Origin of the sequence: Actinoplanes sp. NPDC051494, assembly GCF_044454705.1 — a bacterium.
GTDB lineage: Bacteria > Actinomycetota > Actinomycetes > Mycobacteriales > Micromonosporaceae > Actinoplanes.
On record NZ_JBITDZ010000016.1, the window covers coordinates 93,326 to 107,325 of the forward strand.

Below are 14,000 nucleotides of genomic sequence, written 5' to 3' on the forward strand. Positions count from 1 at the left end.
TACAGTCGGGCTGAAGGCCAAGGCGGTAGGTCAGGCGTGCACCGGCTCGGGCACGGTGAAGGTGTCAGCGGCGATCAGGTCGGCGATGTCGCGGGCCACCTGGTCGGCCTGCGCGTCGAGGCGCATCCGGTGGATCGCCGACCCGCCGTCAGGTTCGGCCCGGACGGTGCGGTACGCGGTGCGGAGCTCGGCGAGTTCCTCAAGGGCAGTCACGACCGCACCGCCCCTGCGTTGATCCGGTCCGCGGGGACACGCCGCCAGTCCTGTTCGGGGCCGCGGTCCCGGGCGCACCGCAGGGCGGCCGGAATGATCACGCCGTCGTCGAGTTGCCAACCCTCCAGCAGGTCAACGGGGTGGACGTCGGAGTCAGCGGTGTGGAGCTGACACAGCACACCGGTCGTCGGGGCGCTCACGATGCACCCGTCGCCAGCCGGGCCCGGAGCTTCGCAAGGAGGTCTTCGCCCTCGCCGGTGAGGAGGATGTACGGGTCACCATCCCCCTCGACCAAGGCGATCCAGTGGGCACCGCACGCGGTCTGCGCGGCGTCCTCCAGGCCCGGGTTGGTCCGGAAGAACCCATCGCGGTTCGGGTACGGCAACTTGCCGTGCTGTGCGAGGTCGAGGACTTCGACCATGTTCTTCATGAGGTCGGCGGCGCTCATGACCGCACCCAACCGGCGTTGACCTTGTTGAACGGAACAATCTGTTCGTGATCCAGGCTTCCTTGCTCAATCTCGTAGGCAGCGCAGTACCGGTCGGCGGGGATCACATCGCCGGTGCTGGTTACGACTCCGACCGGTAGGGCGGCGATATGCGCGGCACCGCGGTCGTGCAGTCGACAGGTGCTCCCGGCTGCCATCAGCGGTTCACCTGCACACTGATCGACCGGATCTCGCCGACCGTGGCCCGCAGACCATTCGGGCCCTCGACGTCTTTCCAGTCCTCGCCGTCCGCGACGGCGATCAGCATCCAACCCATCAACCGGACCAACTCGCCGTCGTCGGGGCTGTCGACTGTGAGCTTGCCGCGGTTCAGCTGGACCGTTGCTTCGAGGTTCATCAGACCTCCCGGTCTTCGCGGCGGTGCCGGCTGTAGCCGAGCTCGCGGTCGATGACTTCCTGGTCGGTCAGCTCCCGGGTGCGGCGGGGCGCGGTGGTGTCGAGGTCCATCGGGGGCAGGGTGTCGAGTTCGACCTGCCAGGCTGCGAAGTCGTCCGGGTCACCGAACGCGCCGGCGGGTGGGGTCAGGGTGGAGAGGCTCACGGGTTTTCCTTCCGGGTCAGGCGGGCAGGATCAGGGACTCGGCGGCGTCCGGGTCGGCGACAACCAGACGGCCCGCCTCGAGCAGGGGCACCAGCAGAGGCCGGGCGTCCGGGGCTTCGTTGCCGTTGACCAGGTACACCGGCCAGCGGTCTTCGTGCCGGACGCTGACCCGGCGCTGGGCTGCGGCGGCGACCAACGACTCGAGGTCACCTTTCGCGGACCGACCCCGCAGCGGACTCGGGGTGGACAGGGCCGTCACCGCTCTGCCCTCGCCAGCTCGAGGAGCTCGGCCAGGGCGTCCTCGTCAGTGACCTGCCCGTCGGGGCTGAACGCTCGGGTCGTCAGCGCGTGGGCGGTGACGCCCGCGTTCTCGTAGACAGCGGCCTGCTCGGCGGCAGGAAGTCGCCTGAACATCGCGTGCAGTTCCTCGACAGAAACGGTGGTCGCGTCGAAGGTCACCGGACGTTCTCCTTGCGCTGCGCCGCCCACCGGGCCAGCTCGGCACGCCGGGGCCGTTCGTCGTCCGGGTCGTTGGTCTCCGCGTCCCGGGTGAACCAGGCCCGCAGCGCGTCGACACGGATCGGCTCACCGACCGCGGTGCTCTGCCACGGCTGCGACCCAACCACCAGGGCTTTCAGGTCCGGGAACACCACGCGGCCGTACCGGGCCACGACGGCGGCAATGAGGTTCAGGTGCGGGCTTCCCGGGGACGGCTCCGCGCCGGCGAACTCGGCGGGCAGGTCGACGTGCACATCGTGTTCGGTCCGCACGATCGGCTCGGTGAACAACGGCCGGTCGAAGCGGGCCAGGTTGTGACCCTGCGCGAAGAACAGGAGCAGGTGCAGACGCGGCAACCGGCCCCCGGTCCGCGAGTGGTTGTCCCACAAGTCCGGGGCGGTGGTGTGCAGGGTGCGCAGGACACAATCCATGGCGATCGGGTCGGCGACGGTCGGACTGTTCATGCCAGTGCCCCTGTTGGGTTGACGGTGTGGGCGGTGAGGAACGGCTGGCCCTGGTCCTCGCCGACCTCGGCGGACACGACCACGCGGTTGCCGACGGAAGCTGCTCGGAGGTCATTGCGTACGTGGTCGGGAAGACGTGCACGTCCTGCAGCTCACCGTCGGCGGTGAGGGTGACCGTCGCCCACGGGCGGTCGGTGCGGTCGCGGTGCGGGGTGATCGCGCAGATGCGGGCCTCGACGGTGACGAACGTGTGCGCGTCGACGTCACGCAGGTGACAGCGGGCCGGAGCGGTCACGGTCAGCACCCCACCGTCACGTCGATGCGGACGATGTCCCCGGCGCGCCACTGACCGCGGCCGTTGGCGAAGGTCCAGTCGAACTCGGTGTCGGCCTCGGCGTCGTGCAGATCCATGAGCATCTGGCCGATCTGCTGGACGTCGGCCTGCGTGTCGTTTCCGGATTCGATCCGTACGAAGTCGTTGTCCCGGCCGACGAGGGTGACCGCGTAGGCGGTCATCTCCGCTCCCCGGAATGCGAATAGGCAGGCGACGCCGGAAAGCGTCGAGTCGGTGTGCATGGGCTGACCGGCGCCAGCGACGTTGCAGGTGAAGGCCAGGGGGATGTTCATCGCGCACCGCCGGTGGGCCGGAATGCGAGGCTGTCCCGCACGATCAGGGCGTGGCGGCGGTCGTCCATGCGCAGCACCTCGGCGAGGCCCTGAGCATCCAGCGAGGCCAGGTGCTGCACCACCTGGACCGCGGTACGGTCCGTGTCCGCCAGAGCGGCGAGGGCTCGCAGGCTGTCGCAGGTGACCTGCTGACCGACGGTGGCGGTGAGCCACTCGATGCCACCGTCGGTCAGCAGGTCGACAGCGGTGGCGTACGAGTTCCCGGGGATGGTCATCGGGTCATCGCCGCCGGGGTCCGGGCCGCTGCCGGGCGGGTGATGAGCTGCGTGTCGGCGAGGTCGTTGAGCCGGTCCTGGTCGTTCGCGGACGGGGCGTCCCCGTTGACGTACCAGAGCTTCGTGGCGGGGGAGTACGTCACCCGCTGCGCGGCGACAGCAGCCCGGAGGCGCTCGTACGCGTCGCCGAGGACGGAGGGGAGGGTGGTGGTCACAATGGGCGCTCCTTGCGATGGCAGGTGCAGTAGCCGAGCTCGTTCTGGCCCGGCCACTGCGGCTCTTTGGGGTACGCGTACTGCGGGACCATCCGGACCGGGCTGAGGGTGCCGGGCTCCTCGGTCTCGCGGTGGTGGCCGAAGCCCAGGTCGTTGGAGAGCTGAGGGGGTGTCACGGCTGCTCCTTACGGGGGAGGGCCGGCCGGGGCGGTGACACAGGGGGAGATCAGCCACCCCGGCCGGCGGCTTCACGCGATCGGCACTCCGATCTCGGTGACGGCGTGACCGGCGGCGAGGATCGCTGCCATCCGGTCTTCGATCTGGGTGACCTTCAGGCCTTGGTCGGCGGCCTCAACGAGCTCGCGGTACCAGACCCGGGCCGCGGCGATGCGGTCGTTGGTGAAGGTCCGCGACAGGGTGGAGCTGTGCGTGGCGCCGGCCAGGACGGTGATGGAGATCCCGTCGTGGTGGCGGTCCGTGCGGATGCTCAGGTGACCGTGGTACTTGGTGCAGGAAGCGCCGGGAGCGAGTTTGCTGGTCACGCGGGTCCTCCGAGAGGAGAGGTTGATGTCCGGTCGGCGCAGAGGCAGTTGGGTCCGTCTACGCCGACCGGGGGCTTGGGTGAGAAGGCCGCGATCAGCGGCTGGCGAGCGCGAGGCTCGCAGCGCGGATCAATGTCGCTGCGTGGCGCAGGGCGGCCTCGGGGGTCAGGCCTACCGAATGCTGGGCGACACCGTTCGCGGACAGGACAGCGAAGGTGACGTCGATCAGCGGTCCGGACGTGGCACCGTCCGCGTAGTCGTTGCAGACCAGGTCCACGCCGATCGTCTCGGCCGAGTTGCTCTCGGCGGAAAGGATGCCGCGGTGGAAGCGTTCGCCGTTGTCGCTGATGGCGCAGAAAATGCCAGCACACCAGGAGTGAGGGCAGGCACGCGTCGAAGGCGTGGAAACTGCGAGGTCGGTACGATCCACGGTGGGACGACCCTTCTTCTCTTAGCGGTGGAGATGGCTGTTCCGTAGGCCCCGGGGAGGCGTTGGCGCGCCTGTGATCCGGGGCCGTCCTGCCTTCTGAGCTGTTAGCGCAATCCAGAGGCTAGTGTTCAAACTGTTCGTTCTGTTCGTAAGCCAACTATGCCATGCTGTGAACGGTACGCATAGTGCGAACACTTCGAATGGCACGATTGGTTGAGGAGAGCCGGATGACGATCACGGGCAACGCGCATAGAACGAACACCCGGTACGCTGCGAACACTATGGCGAACAAGAGCGACGTCACCCCCGCCGAGCGGGAGACCCTCCGAGCCCGGCTACGCGCCGGTGACTGGCTACGCGTCGGTGACGTCGCCAAAGTCCTCGGCATCGGACGAACCAAAGCCCACACCCTCATGACCAAGGGCGTCATCGGGTACAAGCTCGAAGCCGGCGGAAAGTACCGGCAGGCGAACCCAGCCGACGTACTCAAAATGCTGAGCGAGTCAGAAACCGAGTACCGCACTACGTCTGCCATGGACACAGCCTCGCCGCAAGGACCGTCCGACCTCTAGTCGTCAGCGACCGACAGGAAAGGACATCGACGATGTCCGAACCGAGACGCCCAACGGGACGCAACGAGGTCGCCCTGCGCATGCGCAAAGATCGTGAGTGGAGCCAGGACAGGCTCGCCGCCGCCATGCAGGAAACCGGTCGCCGACTCGGGATCAAGGGCGTCCCTACCAACCGCGGCACCATCATCAGAGAGATCGGCCGCGTCGAACGAGGCCAGATCGCAGTCCCCGACGATATGTACCTGCGGCTATGGTGCGCCGTCTTCGATGTCCAGGCCGCCGACCTGTTCGGTCACCTCGAGACCATGACGGGCAGCGGTGCAGGCGGCGACACCTACGCAGTCACCTCGCACCAGTTCATCCCTGCTCACCTCGGCTGCGACGCCGTTCACCAGCTGTGGCAGAGCGCCGAACCTGCCTCCGGGCAGTGGGCCGAATGCCGGCGCATACCGCTGCACCACGACACCGGCACGGCCGAGCTCTACCTGTGGCCAATCGGTGTCGGTGTCATCCACCTTCGCCAGGACCTCGAGCCGCGGTCGGTAGCCGAACTCGCCGTGTGGCGTCGCAACAGCTACCCCGCCGCGCGTGCCTGGGTTGACACTCAACTCGCGAAGCTCGGCGCCCCCACAGCGAGCGCCTACGTGTTCTCCCTGTACTGGCTTACCCGATCCTGCTGGACCGGGCCCACCCTCGATGCGGCCGTGCGACTGCTGTCCATGCCGAAACACCTGCTCGACCGCGATGACGCCACCTGCTCGGACGCCGAATTGCTCAGCGCCGGGCAGATGGTCGAGCGGGAACTGCTGCGCGACGGCATCGTTGAACGACCCGATCTGACCTCGTTCGGCGCCCGAGGAGTATCCATCGGCTACGCCTCCTGGTCCGGTGTCGCTTACCACCCTGTCGCCCCGCGCCGCGCCCTGGCCGTCGATGAGATAGTGGCGTGTGAGCTGATGACCCAGGCCGTGTGGTGCTATACCGACGCGATCGTCCGGCAGGTCGAAGCCGGCCAGGATCCCGTCGTGCCCGACGCGTACGGCTGGCGCTGGCTGCGCGGTATCCGTTCCCGGCTCACCTCCCCGCGCGCCGAGGAAGTCGGGCAGCACCAGACCATGCGAGAAGCGATCATCGCCACCAGCAAGCTCGACCAACAGATCCACACCGCCATCGACGCTTTACGAACCGGAGTGTGACCGTGAAACTGGCCAGCGCCGCGCTGATCGTCATCGACATGCAGCGCGGTTTCGTGCGACCGCAGACCACATGGGTGCCCGCCGCCGTCGCCGATTTCGTCGACCGGTGGCAGGCCGCCGGCGGGGCGAGCGCGTTCACCCGGTTCATCAACGAGCCCGACTCGCTGTTCGAGCGGCTCATCCAGTGGACCGCGGTGAGGACCGCCCCGGAAACGGACCTGGTTGACGAGCTCCAGCCGTACGCCGCCCGGGCCAACGCGGTTGTCGACAAGCCGGCGTACACACCATTCACCCCCGAGCTGGACGCCCTGGTCGCCGAGCACGGGTGGACGGATCTGCTGTTCTGCGGGCTGACTACCGAAAGCTGCGTGCTCAAGGGCGCCGTCGACGCTTTCGAGCGCGGCCTGACCCCGTGGATCCTCACCGACGCCAGCGGCGCGCATGCCCCCGGTGCACAGGAAGCCGGCCTGCTCGTCGCTTCCCGGTACATCGGCAAGAACCAGCTGATTCGGACCACCGACGTGCACCTCAGCCCCGGCCAGGTGACGATTACCGCGCCCGTGGTGGAGATCGAGCACAGCATCGGGCACTGCTGAGCGTCCGTGCTGCGAGATCTCTCGAAACCGTGCCATCCTGAGATACCCGATTCGAAGGATGCGCCGTGAACGATCCCGACCTGCAGAAATGGCTCCTCGCCGACGACGGGCTCGCCACCCGCCTGCGCCGGTTACGCGGCGAACGGACCGGCCGGGACGTCGCCGCCGCGGCCGACATGCGGCCGGCGAAGCTGTCGAAGCTCGAGCTGGCGCAGCAAACCCCGACCGCCGACGACATCCGCCAGATCACTGCAGCGCTCGGCGCCGACGCAGGCACCACTGCGGAGCTGCTCGCCCTGCTTGAGCAAATGCCCTCGGTGCGGTCCACCGCGGAGAAGCGCAACCTGTTCGGCCAGGCCGCCTTGCAGCGCCGCTACAACGAGCTGTTCGCCACCGCCAGTCTGATGCGCAGCTTCGATCTGACGTACGTGCCGCGGGTGCTGCAGACCTACGACTACGCCCGGGTGGTCCTCGCCGACCAGGCCCGGATGCAGAACCTTGCTGACGAATCCGCCGCGGCGGCGTCCGTGGTGGTGCAGGCCGGGCAGGTGCTGCGCGAAACCCCCGGGCAGGTAAGGCTCCTGGTCGCCGAGCCGGCACTGCGGTGGCAGGTGGCGCCAGCCGCGGCCATGCGCGCGCAGCTGGCGCAGCTCGAGGCCGCCAACGATCTGGGCTTGCAGCTGCGGGTGCTGCCGCTGAACCGACCACTGGCGGTGTTCCCGCAGAACAGCTTCACCCTGTACGACTACCTCGGCTACATCGAGTCGTTCGCCGGCTACGAGAAGGTCACCGGGGAACGCTGGGCGCGCTACAACGCCGTCATGGACCTGCTGTGGGACAGCGCCGTAGACGAGAGCCAGAGCCGGGACCTGATCGCGGCAGCGGCAAAGCAGCTCAGCCGTTGATGTAGCACGCAGAACGAAAAGGCCCCCGAGCTCGACGAGCTGGGGGGCTTCACGCCATGCCGTAGATCAGAGACCGCTGGGCGTAGCCGTCGGGGTCGGCGACACCACGGCAGCACCAGCACCAAACACCAGCCAGAAGAACACGATGACCGCGGGCAGGACCCCGATATAGCCCATCACCAGGCCCGCGACGGCCATGCCCCGCCCAGACCTCGCGCCGTTCGCAGTGGCGGCCGTCTCGATATGGCCGAGGATCACCGCAGCGATGCACGGCAATCCCAGCAGACACCAGCCGGCCAGCAGCCCAACGATCCCCATCACCAAGGCCCACACCGACACGACCGATGAGGGCCGAGGAGGTTGCACTAAAACTGCATGCGGCGGGTACGCGTAAACCGCCGGGGGATACGGGCCAGGCGATCCAGGCGCGACATACGGACCATGGGACATGAGAGCTCCTGGCGGACCGGGAGTGACTGGGTAGTGCGGCCGGCCCCCAGTCAAAGAACCGGCCGCCGCATGATCCTGGACGCCATCCGGCCTACGCGATACACGCCTCGCGGTGAACCGGATGATCAGAACGCTGATACGCCCGACGGGACGAACCGGTCAGCCGAACGGTCCCGCCATTCCGCTTGCGCAGAGACACTCAGCCGTGGAACGGCAACGCCAGCTCGCCGGACCCGATGCTCGAATACCGCTCCGGCCGGGCGGTCAGCACCAGGCATCCTGCGTCGACCGCCAGCAGGGCTGCGGACGCGGCCGGCAGGTCGTCGACCAGGCCGAGTAGGTGCGCCAAGGTCAGCCACTCGTCCGGCTCGTCGCCGATGACCAGCGTTGCCGGATTCGATGCGAGGACCTGCAGCAGGTCCTCGTCGACTGCGCTCTGATGCGCCTGGGCCATGCACGTCACCGGCAGGGCCACCAGCAGGCCAGCGTCGGCAACCTCCCGAACCACCTCACCGACCGCATCGATGCCGCGGACGAAACCGAGGATGGCGGTGGTGTCCAGGACCAGGTTGATGCTGTCGAGGTCGCTCACGCTGCGCGCGGGGTGGCGCCGACCTGGGCGCGGATGCCGGCCAGGGCTTCGGGGGTGAGCCGGGCCCGACCCTCAGCGAGCAACTGACGGGCGCTTGCGCGACCTTCAGGTGTCGAGGTCATCCCGGCGGCCTCGAGCAGGGCGGTGCCGGGCTTGTCCGTGGCGTGGCTCGCGTCCTGTTCCATGCCGCCCAGAGTAGCGCCCGCTGGCCGCCGCAGTCAGTCCTCGTCGGGCCAGATTAGGCCGGTGGACGGCCCGATCGGTGGAGTCAACAGCGCGATTTGATCGATCTTCACGGTTGCCCGTCGCGTGGTGGTCTGCCCGTAGGTGAAGTACGAGCACACCACCAGTTGACCTTGGTGAACGCATTTCGGGACCGCCTGAAAGAAGTACTCCTCGAACTCAGGTTGGGCGTTCTTGTGCGGGTCCACCACGAGCTCACCCCGCACCCAGTCAACGACCCGCTCATGCAGTTCGGCGGGCGGATGATCCAGGCCGTCCCAGGCCTGCAACGCGCGTTCGAGGCTGGCCTCATCGAGGTCCCAACGCTGGTGGGTGCTGGACACCGAACGACCTCGCATCCTCGCCGCGTACGACGATCAGGTCTTCTGGGTGGGCAAGTCGCGGCCCGTCGCGGACATCGCCGCAGCTAGGTCGCTGCTACTGAACGGGGTTGCCCGGCCGTCAGGATGCTCGGAGGCCTGCCGGAACGCACGGCCCATGCCGTCGAGGTCCAGAACAGCCCGGCGGCTGTTGCCGGCTTTCGCCACGGCGTCACGGGCGGGCTCCTGTGCAAGGGCCAGGGTGCTCAGGTCCAGGCCGGTGAGGGTGCCGTAGCGGGCAATCACGTAGTCGACCATCGCGAGGGCGGCGTCGGCGAGCCTATCGCCGCCGCCCGGGGTGCCGGCGCCTTCGGTAAGGATGGCGTCGCCGACCACGGCGATGCGCTCGGTGAACAGGGGTCGGTGGTTAACGGCGAGGTGGTGGGCTTGGGCGAAATACAGCAAGGCGTGCAGCTTGCGGTCCGCGACGTTCGGTAAACGATCACGCAGGGCGGCGGCAACGGCGCTGGCAGTGGTCATCGGTGCACGGTAGCGATGCTCGGAGATCACGTCACGAGGGCGACTCATCAGTGTTCGGGTTGGCACGATCACCTCCGCATCAGTAATCGTCAATGTACTGACGGTAGCCGTGGGCGGGATGGGAAGGTGTCGGATCTGGGACTCGTCGGACATGGTCGACTCCCCTTCATCTGCGGAATTGGATGCTTGCGAGATTGTGGCCAGGGGGACTCGGTTGCGTCGGACGTGGCCATGTGGACCTCCAGTTACAGGTCGGGGACGCGGTGGCGCTGGTTCTGTTCGGGGAACGGGCAGTGCAGGCACTCCGGGCTGCCGTCGGGTTTCGGCTCGTACCGGTGGGCGTTTGGGTGCAGCGGGTGGGTGAACGCCGTCCCCGGGAACGCGTTGAGCTTCGCGATCCTCAAGGCGGTACCGGCGGCAAGCAGGTGCGGGTTCCCAGCGGCAGTGATTCGGGACGGGCGCGCCGAGGTGGGATCCCGGGCGGTGCTCAAGGTAAGCAGAGCAGCAGCTTCGAAGGACTCTCCGACAAGGCTGAGTGCCGCGGTGATCTGGGTGCGCAGCTCGGTACTGGACCAGTTCGGACGGATCATCAGCGTTTCGTCGATGAGGTGTTGCAGTTGGTCTTCAGGGGACGAAGTCGGATTCTCCTCCTCCACGATCTCAGCATCGACCACGACGAGGTCGCTGCTTGGCGGCGCGGGGGAGGGGGGAGGGGGTTGAGGTGTTGCTCTTTGAGGGGTTCTTTGAGGAGAAGGGCCACTCATCTGTCGCACCATCGCTACCGATCTGTCGCACCATTCGCGCTCATCTGTCGCACCATTTCTCTCCGATGGCCACCCATCTGTCGCACCACTTGCCCCCTCATCTGTCGCACCATCGATGTCCGGCAGGGGCGGGAATCGATACGTCGTGCGCTTGCCCGCGAACGCGAAGTACGGCTTGCCGTCCGCGTTCTTCCCGAGCGGCACCCGCAGCTCGATCCACTTCTTGGCTACCCTGTTGAGGGTCTGCTGGATGCTGCGATCGGACATGTCGGTCACCTCTGCGAGGAGGGCGATGCCCGGCCACCCCTCGCGAGTACGGTCGCTGCAGATGTCGGCGAGCTCCAGGACTAAGAGGCGCTCGCCAGCGGTAAGAAGGCCGGGCGGGATGGCTTTACGGACTTCGCGGCGCAGTTCGTATCCCATGGCACACCTCCCCGGTGTTCCCCTGGACGCGGCAGGCTCTGACGTTTAACGTCAAGACGTCTGGCCTCTCGTATGCACGTACGTGGGCGCGACGAATCAGCCGGGGTGTCATCAGCACCTCGGCTGCCGTCATTTCTGGGCAGGGTTCGCCGAGGTTGACGGCTGGGCCGGCCAGGTGATTGGCAGCCCTAGTTCTCGTGCCGTTTCGGCGTAGCTCATGAGCAGCAGCAGGTAGCGGGTGAAGTGGCGTCGCCCGGGACCTTTTGCGGTGCGTTCCCAGTACGACACCGCCCACTGGGAGACGCCGACTTCGCGCGCGACATCCCCCTGGGTGTGTCCGGCAATGGTCCGTAGCGCTCGGCGTAGTTCCGGCGAGGGCATCTCGTGAGCCTCGGCGGGCGGGGCCAGCGGTGTGGGTGTGGCGGAGTCGGTGGTCATGTGCTCACTCTACGACTCTTGCTCAGATATCTCTAGTAATCTCGAAGCAAGAGTGTTAGCGTCGTGTCATGCCCAAGCCGACCACCGCGTACCTCGCGCTGCCCGACAACACCACTGGCGGTGTGCAGCCCGCCGCCCCAGTCCAGGACGGCAGCGACTGGGACAAGGCATGGGCAATCGTCAGCTCGACCCTCAACGCCGACTGGTTCATGTGGGCACTCTGCGGCCTGCTCGCCCTGCTGCTCGCCCTCAGCATCCGCACCCGACGTAAGCGGGTCCGCGCCGAGAAGGCCGGCCACAAAGCCGACCTGACCTTCACTGACCGGGCCGTCACCGTCATCACCGGCGTCCTCGCCACCGCCACCGTCGCCACCGGCGCGTGGAAGGTCTTCGGGCTGCCAGCCCTCGACCTGCACCCCGCGTTCCGGATCATGCTGTTCTTCTTCGCGGAAGCACAGATCATCGCCGCCTGGCGTCGGGTGCGCCGGTATATCTACCGCCACGCCATGCTCGGCCCCGGCATCCGCACCATCTACGGCATCGCTCTCGGCTCAGCATTTGTCGCCGCCTTCGACGCCGACGTGTTCGTCGAGGTGCTGCTGCGGTTCTTCGCCGCCGGGGTTGCCGCGTACATGATCGCGGAGGAGCTCGCTGAAGAGCTCGACATCTATCTCGAGAAGAACCCGGAGCTGCGCGGGGACAGCGACAAGCCCCGCCAGGCCGGGCGCATCAAGTGGACGCTGAACCTCGAGCGGGTCTTGATGTGGCTCCGTCTGGCCGAGGCCAGCAACCGCACGATCGCCGACGTGGAACGGCAGCGGCGTATCGCGCAACTGTCGAGGACCGCGTACCGGTTGCAGATCCTCAAGGACCGCGACAGCGGCGCCTGGTTGCTGAACAAGCGGATCGGGTGGGTGCGGTGGCGGTTGCGCAGGCTCACCGAGGCCGCGAACGAGCATCTGAAGCTCGCCACGGACAAGGTTCTGCTGGCCGAACTCCGGGCGCAGGCGGCCCTGCTGTACGGCGCTGAGGACGGCATGTCCCGGCGGGCGGTGCGGGACCTGCGGCCGTGGTCCCCGGTGGAGCAGCTCGCCATCGGTGCAACCCCGGAGGCGCCACTCGCCTCGCCATCGGTGACCGACTGGGTCGCCATCGACATCGCCAACCGGTCCGACACGACGGTCGCCAACCCGGTCGCCACGGAGCCCGCCACGGAGCCCGCCGTGAAGGTCGCCACCGATGGCGCCACCCGGGTCGCCACTATCCCCGCCACCGAGACCGCCACGAACATCGCCACCGAGACCGCCATCCCGGTCGCCGCCACCAACGCCACCGACAACGCCAACCCGGTCGCCACGGAACCCGCCAACGACGGCGCCACCAAAACCGCCAAGAAGCCCGCCATCCGCCGCGCCACCAAGGTCGCCACCGAAGGCGCCAACGACACCGTCATCCGCCTCGCCAAGTTCCTCGCCAAATACCCCGACGAAACCAACCTTGAACTGGCGAAACGTATGCGCTGTGGCGACCGCACCGTGTCCCGCTACCGGGCTGCGGCCGAGGCGCTGAACGCCGCCACCGAGCGGCCGGAAACCCGCCCCGAACACCCGCTCGTGGCGACCCCGATCACCCCGATTCCCGAGCCGCGCGAGTCCGTCACCGCAGGCGTCAACGGCCACCACTACCCGACCTCAACCGCCCAGGAGAACCAGTGACCACCGGCCTCGCCACCATCACGACCGCCGCGGTGAGCATCACCCTCACCGTCGACGGGATCTCGAAGACGTTCACCGGGTCGGTCACGACCGACGGTGACCCCGGCAATGCCATCCGCGGCGTCCTCCAGGCCATCGAGCAGGACGCCACCAACTGGACCTTCAAGCCCCTCAGGGAGGCACTTCGTGACCAGCACTGACCTGCAGCTGAAGCGTCCCGCGCAGATCGTGGAGCGCCCGACCGGGCCCAACACGCCGCCGTCCATGCCCGACCCGGACCCCATCCACCTGCGGATCTCCGCCCTGGTGTGGATCGGTGCGATGGGCGCGGCCGCGGCCGGCATGAAGCTGCACCCGGAATTTGCGGCCGTGTCGCAGGCTGCCGCGTTCGTCGCGTTCGTGGTCTTCCTGACCTGCCTGTTCCGGTACAACCACGCCGTTCAGCGCGGCTGAAGACCGACCAGAAAGGAGCTTCGACGGTGACCCTGAGTGACCCGGTTGAGGAGTTGCGTGCACGCACGCAAAATCCCGCAACCAGCCATCGGCAGCGCCCGAACAGTACAAACGCTCCCGGACGGCCGTCTCTGCGAGTCATCGACGGCCGCACGCAAAACCCGCAACCCCCCGCACCGCCCACAAAAGATCACGCAGTGTCGCCGCACCTGGGCGGCTTGACCGAGGCCATGGACGTCCATCCGACGATCTCCAGCCATCCACCCACCGTCACCGAAACCGCCGCAAACCTGTGGCTGCCCCGCGACCAGGTGCGGCACGGCTTCGCCGGGCAACTCGGCGGCGCCGCCGCCGGCCTCGCCCAGCTACTCGGCCTCGCCGTCACCTGGAGCGTCGCGCACGTCCTGTTCTCCACCCGCACCCGCGCCGCCATCTTCGCCCTGCTCCTGCTCACATCCCTGTCCACCTGCGCCATCGCCACCCACGCCTGATCCGGAAGGAG

Annotated in this window: 31 protein-coding genes; 9 read left to right on the forward strand and 22 right to left on the reverse strand. The window is 67.8% G+C overall.

Features of this window, described 5'->3' with window-relative positions; translation table 11 throughout:
* Positions 1 to 30 precede the first annotated feature (30 nt).
* From ACIA6A_RS38525 to ACIA6A_RS38565, 9 genes are read right to left on the reverse strand one after another with little or no spacing between them, the layout of a single operon-like run.
* A complete protein-coding gene (locus ACIA6A_RS38525) occupies positions 31 to 213 on the reverse strand; it encodes a hypothetical protein (protein ID WP_396103044.1) in 183 nt (60 codons plus the stop codon).
* Positions 210 to 413 carry a hypothetical protein gene (locus ACIA6A_RS38530; protein WP_396103045.1) on the reverse strand — a complete coding sequence of 68 codons (204 nt, stop codon included), beginning with the start codon at positions 411 to 413 and terminating at the stop codon, positions 210 to 212. Before ACIA6A_RS38530 ends, ACIA6A_RS38525 begins: the two co-directional genes overlap by 4 nt.
* Positions 410 to 661 carry a hypothetical protein gene (locus ACIA6A_RS38535; protein WP_396103046.1) on the reverse strand — a complete coding sequence of 84 codons (252 nt, stop codon included), beginning with the start codon at positions 659 to 661 and terminating at the stop codon, positions 410 to 412. The genes ACIA6A_RS38530 and ACIA6A_RS38535 overlap by 4 nt, the downstream gene beginning before the upstream one ends.
* Positions 658 to 858 carry a hypothetical protein gene (locus ACIA6A_RS38540; RefSeq protein ID WP_396103048.1) on the reverse strand — a complete coding sequence of 67 codons (201 nt, stop codon included), beginning with the start codon at positions 856 to 858 and terminating at the stop codon, positions 658 to 660. Before ACIA6A_RS38540 ends, ACIA6A_RS38535 begins: the two co-directional genes overlap by 4 nt.
* Entirely contained in the window at positions 858 to 1,058 is a 201-nt protein-coding gene (locus ACIA6A_RS38545; protein WP_396103050.1) for a hypothetical protein, read from the reverse strand. Before ACIA6A_RS38545 ends, ACIA6A_RS38540 begins: the two co-directional genes overlap by 1 nt.
* The gene (locus ACIA6A_RS38550; RefSeq protein WP_396103052.1) at positions 1,058 to 1,261 is read right to left on the reverse strand and encodes a hypothetical protein; all 204 of its coding nucleotides are present in this window, start codon (positions 1,259 to 1,261) and stop codon (positions 1,058 to 1,060) included. Before ACIA6A_RS38550 ends, ACIA6A_RS38545 begins: the two co-directional genes overlap by 1 nt.
* A 16-nt stretch (positions 1,262 to 1,277) precedes the next feature.
* Positions 1,278 to 1,457 carry a hypothetical protein gene (locus tag ACIA6A_RS38555; RefSeq protein WP_396103053.1) on the reverse strand — a complete coding sequence of 60 codons (180 nt, stop codon included), beginning with the start codon at positions 1,455 to 1,457 and terminating at the stop codon, positions 1,278 to 1,280.
* A 59-nt stretch (positions 1,458 to 1,516) separates the two neighbouring features.
* Positions 1,517 to 1,720, reverse strand: a complete 204-nt coding sequence (locus ACIA6A_RS38560; protein WP_396103054.1) for a hypothetical protein — start codon at positions 1,718 to 1,720, stop codon at positions 1,517 to 1,519.
* A complete protein-coding gene (locus tag ACIA6A_RS38565; RefSeq protein ID WP_396103055.1) occupies positions 1,717 to 2,223 on the reverse strand; it encodes a hypothetical protein in 507 nt (168 codons plus the stop codon). The genes ACIA6A_RS38560 and ACIA6A_RS38565 overlap by 4 nt, the downstream gene beginning before the upstream one ends.
* Before the next feature lie 26 nt (positions 2,224 to 2,249).
* Here ACIA6A_RS38565 and ACIA6A_RS38570 point away from each other — a divergent pair, with 26 nt between their 5' ends.
* On the forward strand, positions 2,250 to 2,498 hold the full coding sequence (locus ACIA6A_RS38570; RefSeq protein ID WP_396103056.1) for a hypothetical protein: 249 nt from the start codon (positions 2,250 to 2,252) through the stop codon (positions 2,496 to 2,498).
* 22 nt (positions 2,499 to 2,520) lie between these two features.
* Here ACIA6A_RS38570 and ACIA6A_RS38575 read toward each other — a convergent pair whose 3' ends face one another.
* From ACIA6A_RS38575 to ACIA6A_RS38600, 6 genes are all read right to left on the reverse strand, one after another.
* On the reverse strand, positions 2,521 to 2,850 hold the full coding sequence (locus ACIA6A_RS38575) for a hypothetical protein (RefSeq protein ID WP_396103057.1): 330 nt from the start codon (positions 2,848 to 2,850) through the stop codon (positions 2,521 to 2,523).
* Positions 2,847 to 3,125 (reverse strand): hypothetical protein, encoded by a 279-nt coding sequence (locus tag ACIA6A_RS38580; RefSeq protein ID WP_396103058.1) that lies wholly within the window; start codon positions 3,123 to 3,125, stop codon positions 2,847 to 2,849. The genes ACIA6A_RS38575 and ACIA6A_RS38580 overlap by 4 nt, the downstream gene beginning before the upstream one ends.
* Positions 3,122 to 3,340 (reverse strand): hypothetical protein, encoded by a 219-nt coding sequence (locus tag ACIA6A_RS38585; protein ID WP_396103060.1) that lies wholly within the window; start codon positions 3,338 to 3,340, stop codon positions 3,122 to 3,124. The genes ACIA6A_RS38580 and ACIA6A_RS38585 overlap by 4 nt, the downstream gene beginning before the upstream one ends.
* Positions 3,337 to 3,516, reverse strand: coding sequence for a hypothetical protein (locus ACIA6A_RS38590; RefSeq protein WP_396103062.1), 180 nt, complete (start codon positions 3,514 to 3,516; stop codon positions 3,337 to 3,339). The genes ACIA6A_RS38585 and ACIA6A_RS38590 overlap by 4 nt, the downstream gene beginning before the upstream one ends.
* Positions 3,517 to 3,588: 72 nt before the next feature.
* Positions 3,589 to 3,882 carry a hypothetical protein gene (locus tag ACIA6A_RS38595; RefSeq protein ID WP_396103063.1) on the reverse strand — a complete coding sequence of 98 codons (294 nt, stop codon included), beginning with the start codon at positions 3,880 to 3,882 and terminating at the stop codon, positions 3,589 to 3,591.
* Positions 3,883 to 3,976: 94 nt separating this feature from the next.
* Entirely contained in the window at positions 3,977 to 4,312 is a 336-nt protein-coding gene (locus ACIA6A_RS38600) for a hypothetical protein (RefSeq protein ID WP_396103064.1), read from the reverse strand.
* Between the two features lie 227 nt (positions 4,313 to 4,539).
* Here ACIA6A_RS38600 and ACIA6A_RS38605 point away from each other — a divergent pair, with 227 nt between their 5' ends.
* The 4 genes from ACIA6A_RS38605 to ACIA6A_RS38620 all read left to right on the forward strand — a co-directional run bounded on the left by ACIA6A_RS38605 (position 4,540) and on the right by ACIA6A_RS38620 (position 7,581).
* A complete protein-coding gene (locus tag ACIA6A_RS38605; RefSeq protein ID WP_396103065.1) occupies positions 4,540 to 4,884 on the forward strand; it encodes a hypothetical protein in 345 nt (114 codons plus the stop codon).
* Positions 4,885 to 4,916: 32 nt separating this feature from the next.
* Positions 4,917 to 6,080 carry an XRE family transcriptional regulator gene (locus ACIA6A_RS38610; protein WP_396103066.1) on the forward strand — a complete coding sequence of 388 codons (1,164 nt, stop codon included), beginning with the start codon at positions 4,917 to 4,919 and terminating at the stop codon, positions 6,078 to 6,080.
* Positions 6,077 to 6,676 (forward strand): cysteine hydrolase, encoded by a 600-nt coding sequence (locus tag ACIA6A_RS38615; protein ID WP_396103067.1) that lies wholly within the window; start codon positions 6,077 to 6,079, stop codon positions 6,674 to 6,676. The genes ACIA6A_RS38610 and ACIA6A_RS38615 overlap by 4 nt, the downstream gene beginning before the upstream one ends.
* A 65-nt stretch (positions 6,677 to 6,741) precedes the next feature.
* Positions 6,742 to 7,581 (forward strand): Scr1 family TA system antitoxin-like transcriptional regulator, encoded by an 840-nt coding sequence (locus tag ACIA6A_RS38620; protein WP_396103068.1) that lies wholly within the window; start codon positions 6,742 to 6,744, stop codon positions 7,579 to 7,581.
* A 66-nt stretch (positions 7,582 to 7,647) separates the two neighbouring features.
* Here ACIA6A_RS38620 and ACIA6A_RS38625 read toward each other — a convergent pair whose 3' ends face one another.
* The 7 genes from ACIA6A_RS38625 to ACIA6A_RS38655 form a co-directional block, all read right to left on the reverse strand.
* Entirely contained in the window at positions 7,648 to 7,905 is a 258-nt protein-coding gene (locus ACIA6A_RS38625; RefSeq protein WP_396103069.1) for a DUF4190 domain-containing protein, read from the reverse strand.
* Positions 7,906 to 8,230: 325 nt separating this feature from the next.
* On the reverse strand, positions 8,231 to 8,623 hold the full coding sequence (locus ACIA6A_RS38630) for a hypothetical protein (RefSeq protein WP_396103070.1): 393 nt from the start codon (positions 8,621 to 8,623) through the stop codon (positions 8,231 to 8,233).
* The gene (locus ACIA6A_RS38635) at positions 8,620 to 8,808 is read right to left on the reverse strand and encodes a hypothetical protein (RefSeq protein ID WP_396103071.1); all 189 of its coding nucleotides are present in this window, start codon (positions 8,806 to 8,808) and stop codon (positions 8,620 to 8,622) included. The genes ACIA6A_RS38630 and ACIA6A_RS38635 overlap by 4 nt, the downstream gene beginning before the upstream one ends.
* Before the next feature lie 33 nt (positions 8,809 to 8,841).
* Complete coding sequence (locus tag ACIA6A_RS38640) at positions 8,842 to 9,189, reverse strand: hypothetical protein (RefSeq protein WP_396103073.1); 348 nt, start codon at positions 9,187 to 9,189, stop codon at positions 8,842 to 8,844.
* A 33-nt stretch (positions 9,190 to 9,222) separates the two neighbouring features.
* Complete coding sequence (locus ACIA6A_RS38645) at positions 9,223 to 9,858, reverse strand: hypothetical protein (protein ID WP_396103074.1); 636 nt, start codon at positions 9,856 to 9,858, stop codon at positions 9,223 to 9,225.
* 92 nt (positions 9,859 to 9,950) lie between these two features.
* Positions 9,951 to 10,892, reverse strand: a complete 942-nt coding sequence (locus ACIA6A_RS38650) for a hypothetical protein (RefSeq protein ID WP_396103075.1) — start codon at positions 10,890 to 10,892, stop codon at positions 9,951 to 9,953.
* 129 nt (positions 10,893 to 11,021) lie between these two features.
* Positions 11,022 to 11,330, reverse strand: coding sequence for a hypothetical protein (locus ACIA6A_RS38655; protein ID WP_396103076.1), 309 nt, complete (start codon positions 11,328 to 11,330; stop codon positions 11,022 to 11,024).
* Positions 11,331 to 11,398: 68 nt separating this feature from the next.
* Between ACIA6A_RS38655 and ACIA6A_RS38660 the strand changes: the two genes are divergently transcribed.
* From ACIA6A_RS38660 to ACIA6A_RS38675, 4 genes are all read left to right on the forward strand, one after another.
* Positions 11,399 to 13,045 carry a hypothetical protein gene (locus ACIA6A_RS38660; RefSeq protein ID WP_396103077.1) on the forward strand — a complete coding sequence of 549 codons (1,647 nt, stop codon included), beginning with the start codon at positions 11,399 to 11,401 and terminating at the stop codon, positions 13,043 to 13,045.
* Positions 13,042 to 13,245, forward strand: coding sequence for a hypothetical protein (locus tag ACIA6A_RS38665; RefSeq protein WP_396103078.1), 204 nt, complete (start codon positions 13,042 to 13,044; stop codon positions 13,243 to 13,245). Before ACIA6A_RS38660 ends, ACIA6A_RS38665 begins: the two co-directional genes overlap by 4 nt.
* Positions 13,232 to 13,498: a hypothetical protein gene (locus ACIA6A_RS38670; RefSeq protein ID WP_396103079.1), complete on the forward strand. Its 267-nt coding sequence runs from the start codon at positions 13,232 to 13,234 to the stop codon at positions 13,496 to 13,498. The genes ACIA6A_RS38665 and ACIA6A_RS38670 overlap by 14 nt, the downstream gene beginning before the upstream one ends.
* Positions 13,499 to 13,695: 197 nt before the next feature.
* Positions 13,696 to 13,989 (forward strand): hypothetical protein, encoded by a 294-nt coding sequence (locus tag ACIA6A_RS38675; protein ID WP_396103080.1) that lies wholly within the window; start codon positions 13,696 to 13,698, stop codon positions 13,987 to 13,989.
* Positions 13,990 to 14,000: the final 11 nt, after the last annotated feature.

Coding starts and splice junctions, on each gene's coding strand:
- ACIA6A_RS38655 (WP_396103076.1), bottom strand. CDS start 11,330: ATGACCACCGACTCCGCCACACCCACACCGCTGGCCCCGCCCGCCGAG.
- ACIA6A_RS38575 (WP_396103057.1), bottom strand. CDS start 2,850: ATGAACATCCCCCTGGCCTTCACCTGCAACGTCGCTGGCGCCGGTCAG.
- ACIA6A_RS38645 (WP_396103074.1), bottom strand. CDS start 9,858: ATGTCCGACGAGTCCCAGATCCGACACCTTCCCATCCCGCCCACGGCT.
- ACIA6A_RS38650 (WP_396103075.1), bottom strand. CDS start 10,892: ATGGGATACGAACTGCGCCGCGAAGTCCGTAAAGCCATCCCGCCCGGC.
- ACIA6A_RS38565 (WP_396103055.1), bottom strand. CDS start 2,223: ATGAACAGTCCGACCGTCGCCGACCCGATCGCCATGGATTGTGTCCTG.
- ACIA6A_RS38580 (WP_396103058.1), bottom strand. CDS start 3,125: ATGACCATCCCCGGGAACTCGTACGCCACCGCTGTCGACCTGCTGACC.
- ACIA6A_RS38545 (WP_396103050.1), bottom strand. CDS start 1,058: ATGAACCTCGAAGCAACGGTCCAGCTGAACCGCGGCAAGCTCACAGTC.
- ACIA6A_RS38535 (WP_396103046.1), bottom strand. CDS start 661: ATGAGCGCCGCCGACCTCATGAAGAACATGGTCGAAGTCCTCGACCTC.
- ACIA6A_RS38660 (WP_396103077.1), top strand. CDS start 11,399: ATGCCCAAGCCGACCACCGCGTACCTCGCGCTGCCCGACAACACCACT.
- ACIA6A_RS38605 (WP_396103065.1), top strand. CDS start 4,540: ATGACGATCACGGGCAACGCGCATAGAACGAACACCCGGTACGCTGCG.
- ACIA6A_RS38540 (WP_396103048.1), bottom strand. CDS start 858: ATGGCAGCCGGGAGCACCTGTCGACTGCACGACCGCGGTGCCGCGCAT.
- ACIA6A_RS38610 (WP_396103066.1), top strand. CDS start 4,917: ATGTCCGAACCGAGACGCCCAACGGGACGCAACGAGGTCGCCCTGCGC.
- ACIA6A_RS38635 (WP_396103071.1), bottom strand. CDS start 8,808: ATGGAACAGGACGCGAGCCACGCCACGGACAAGCCCGGCACCGCCCTG.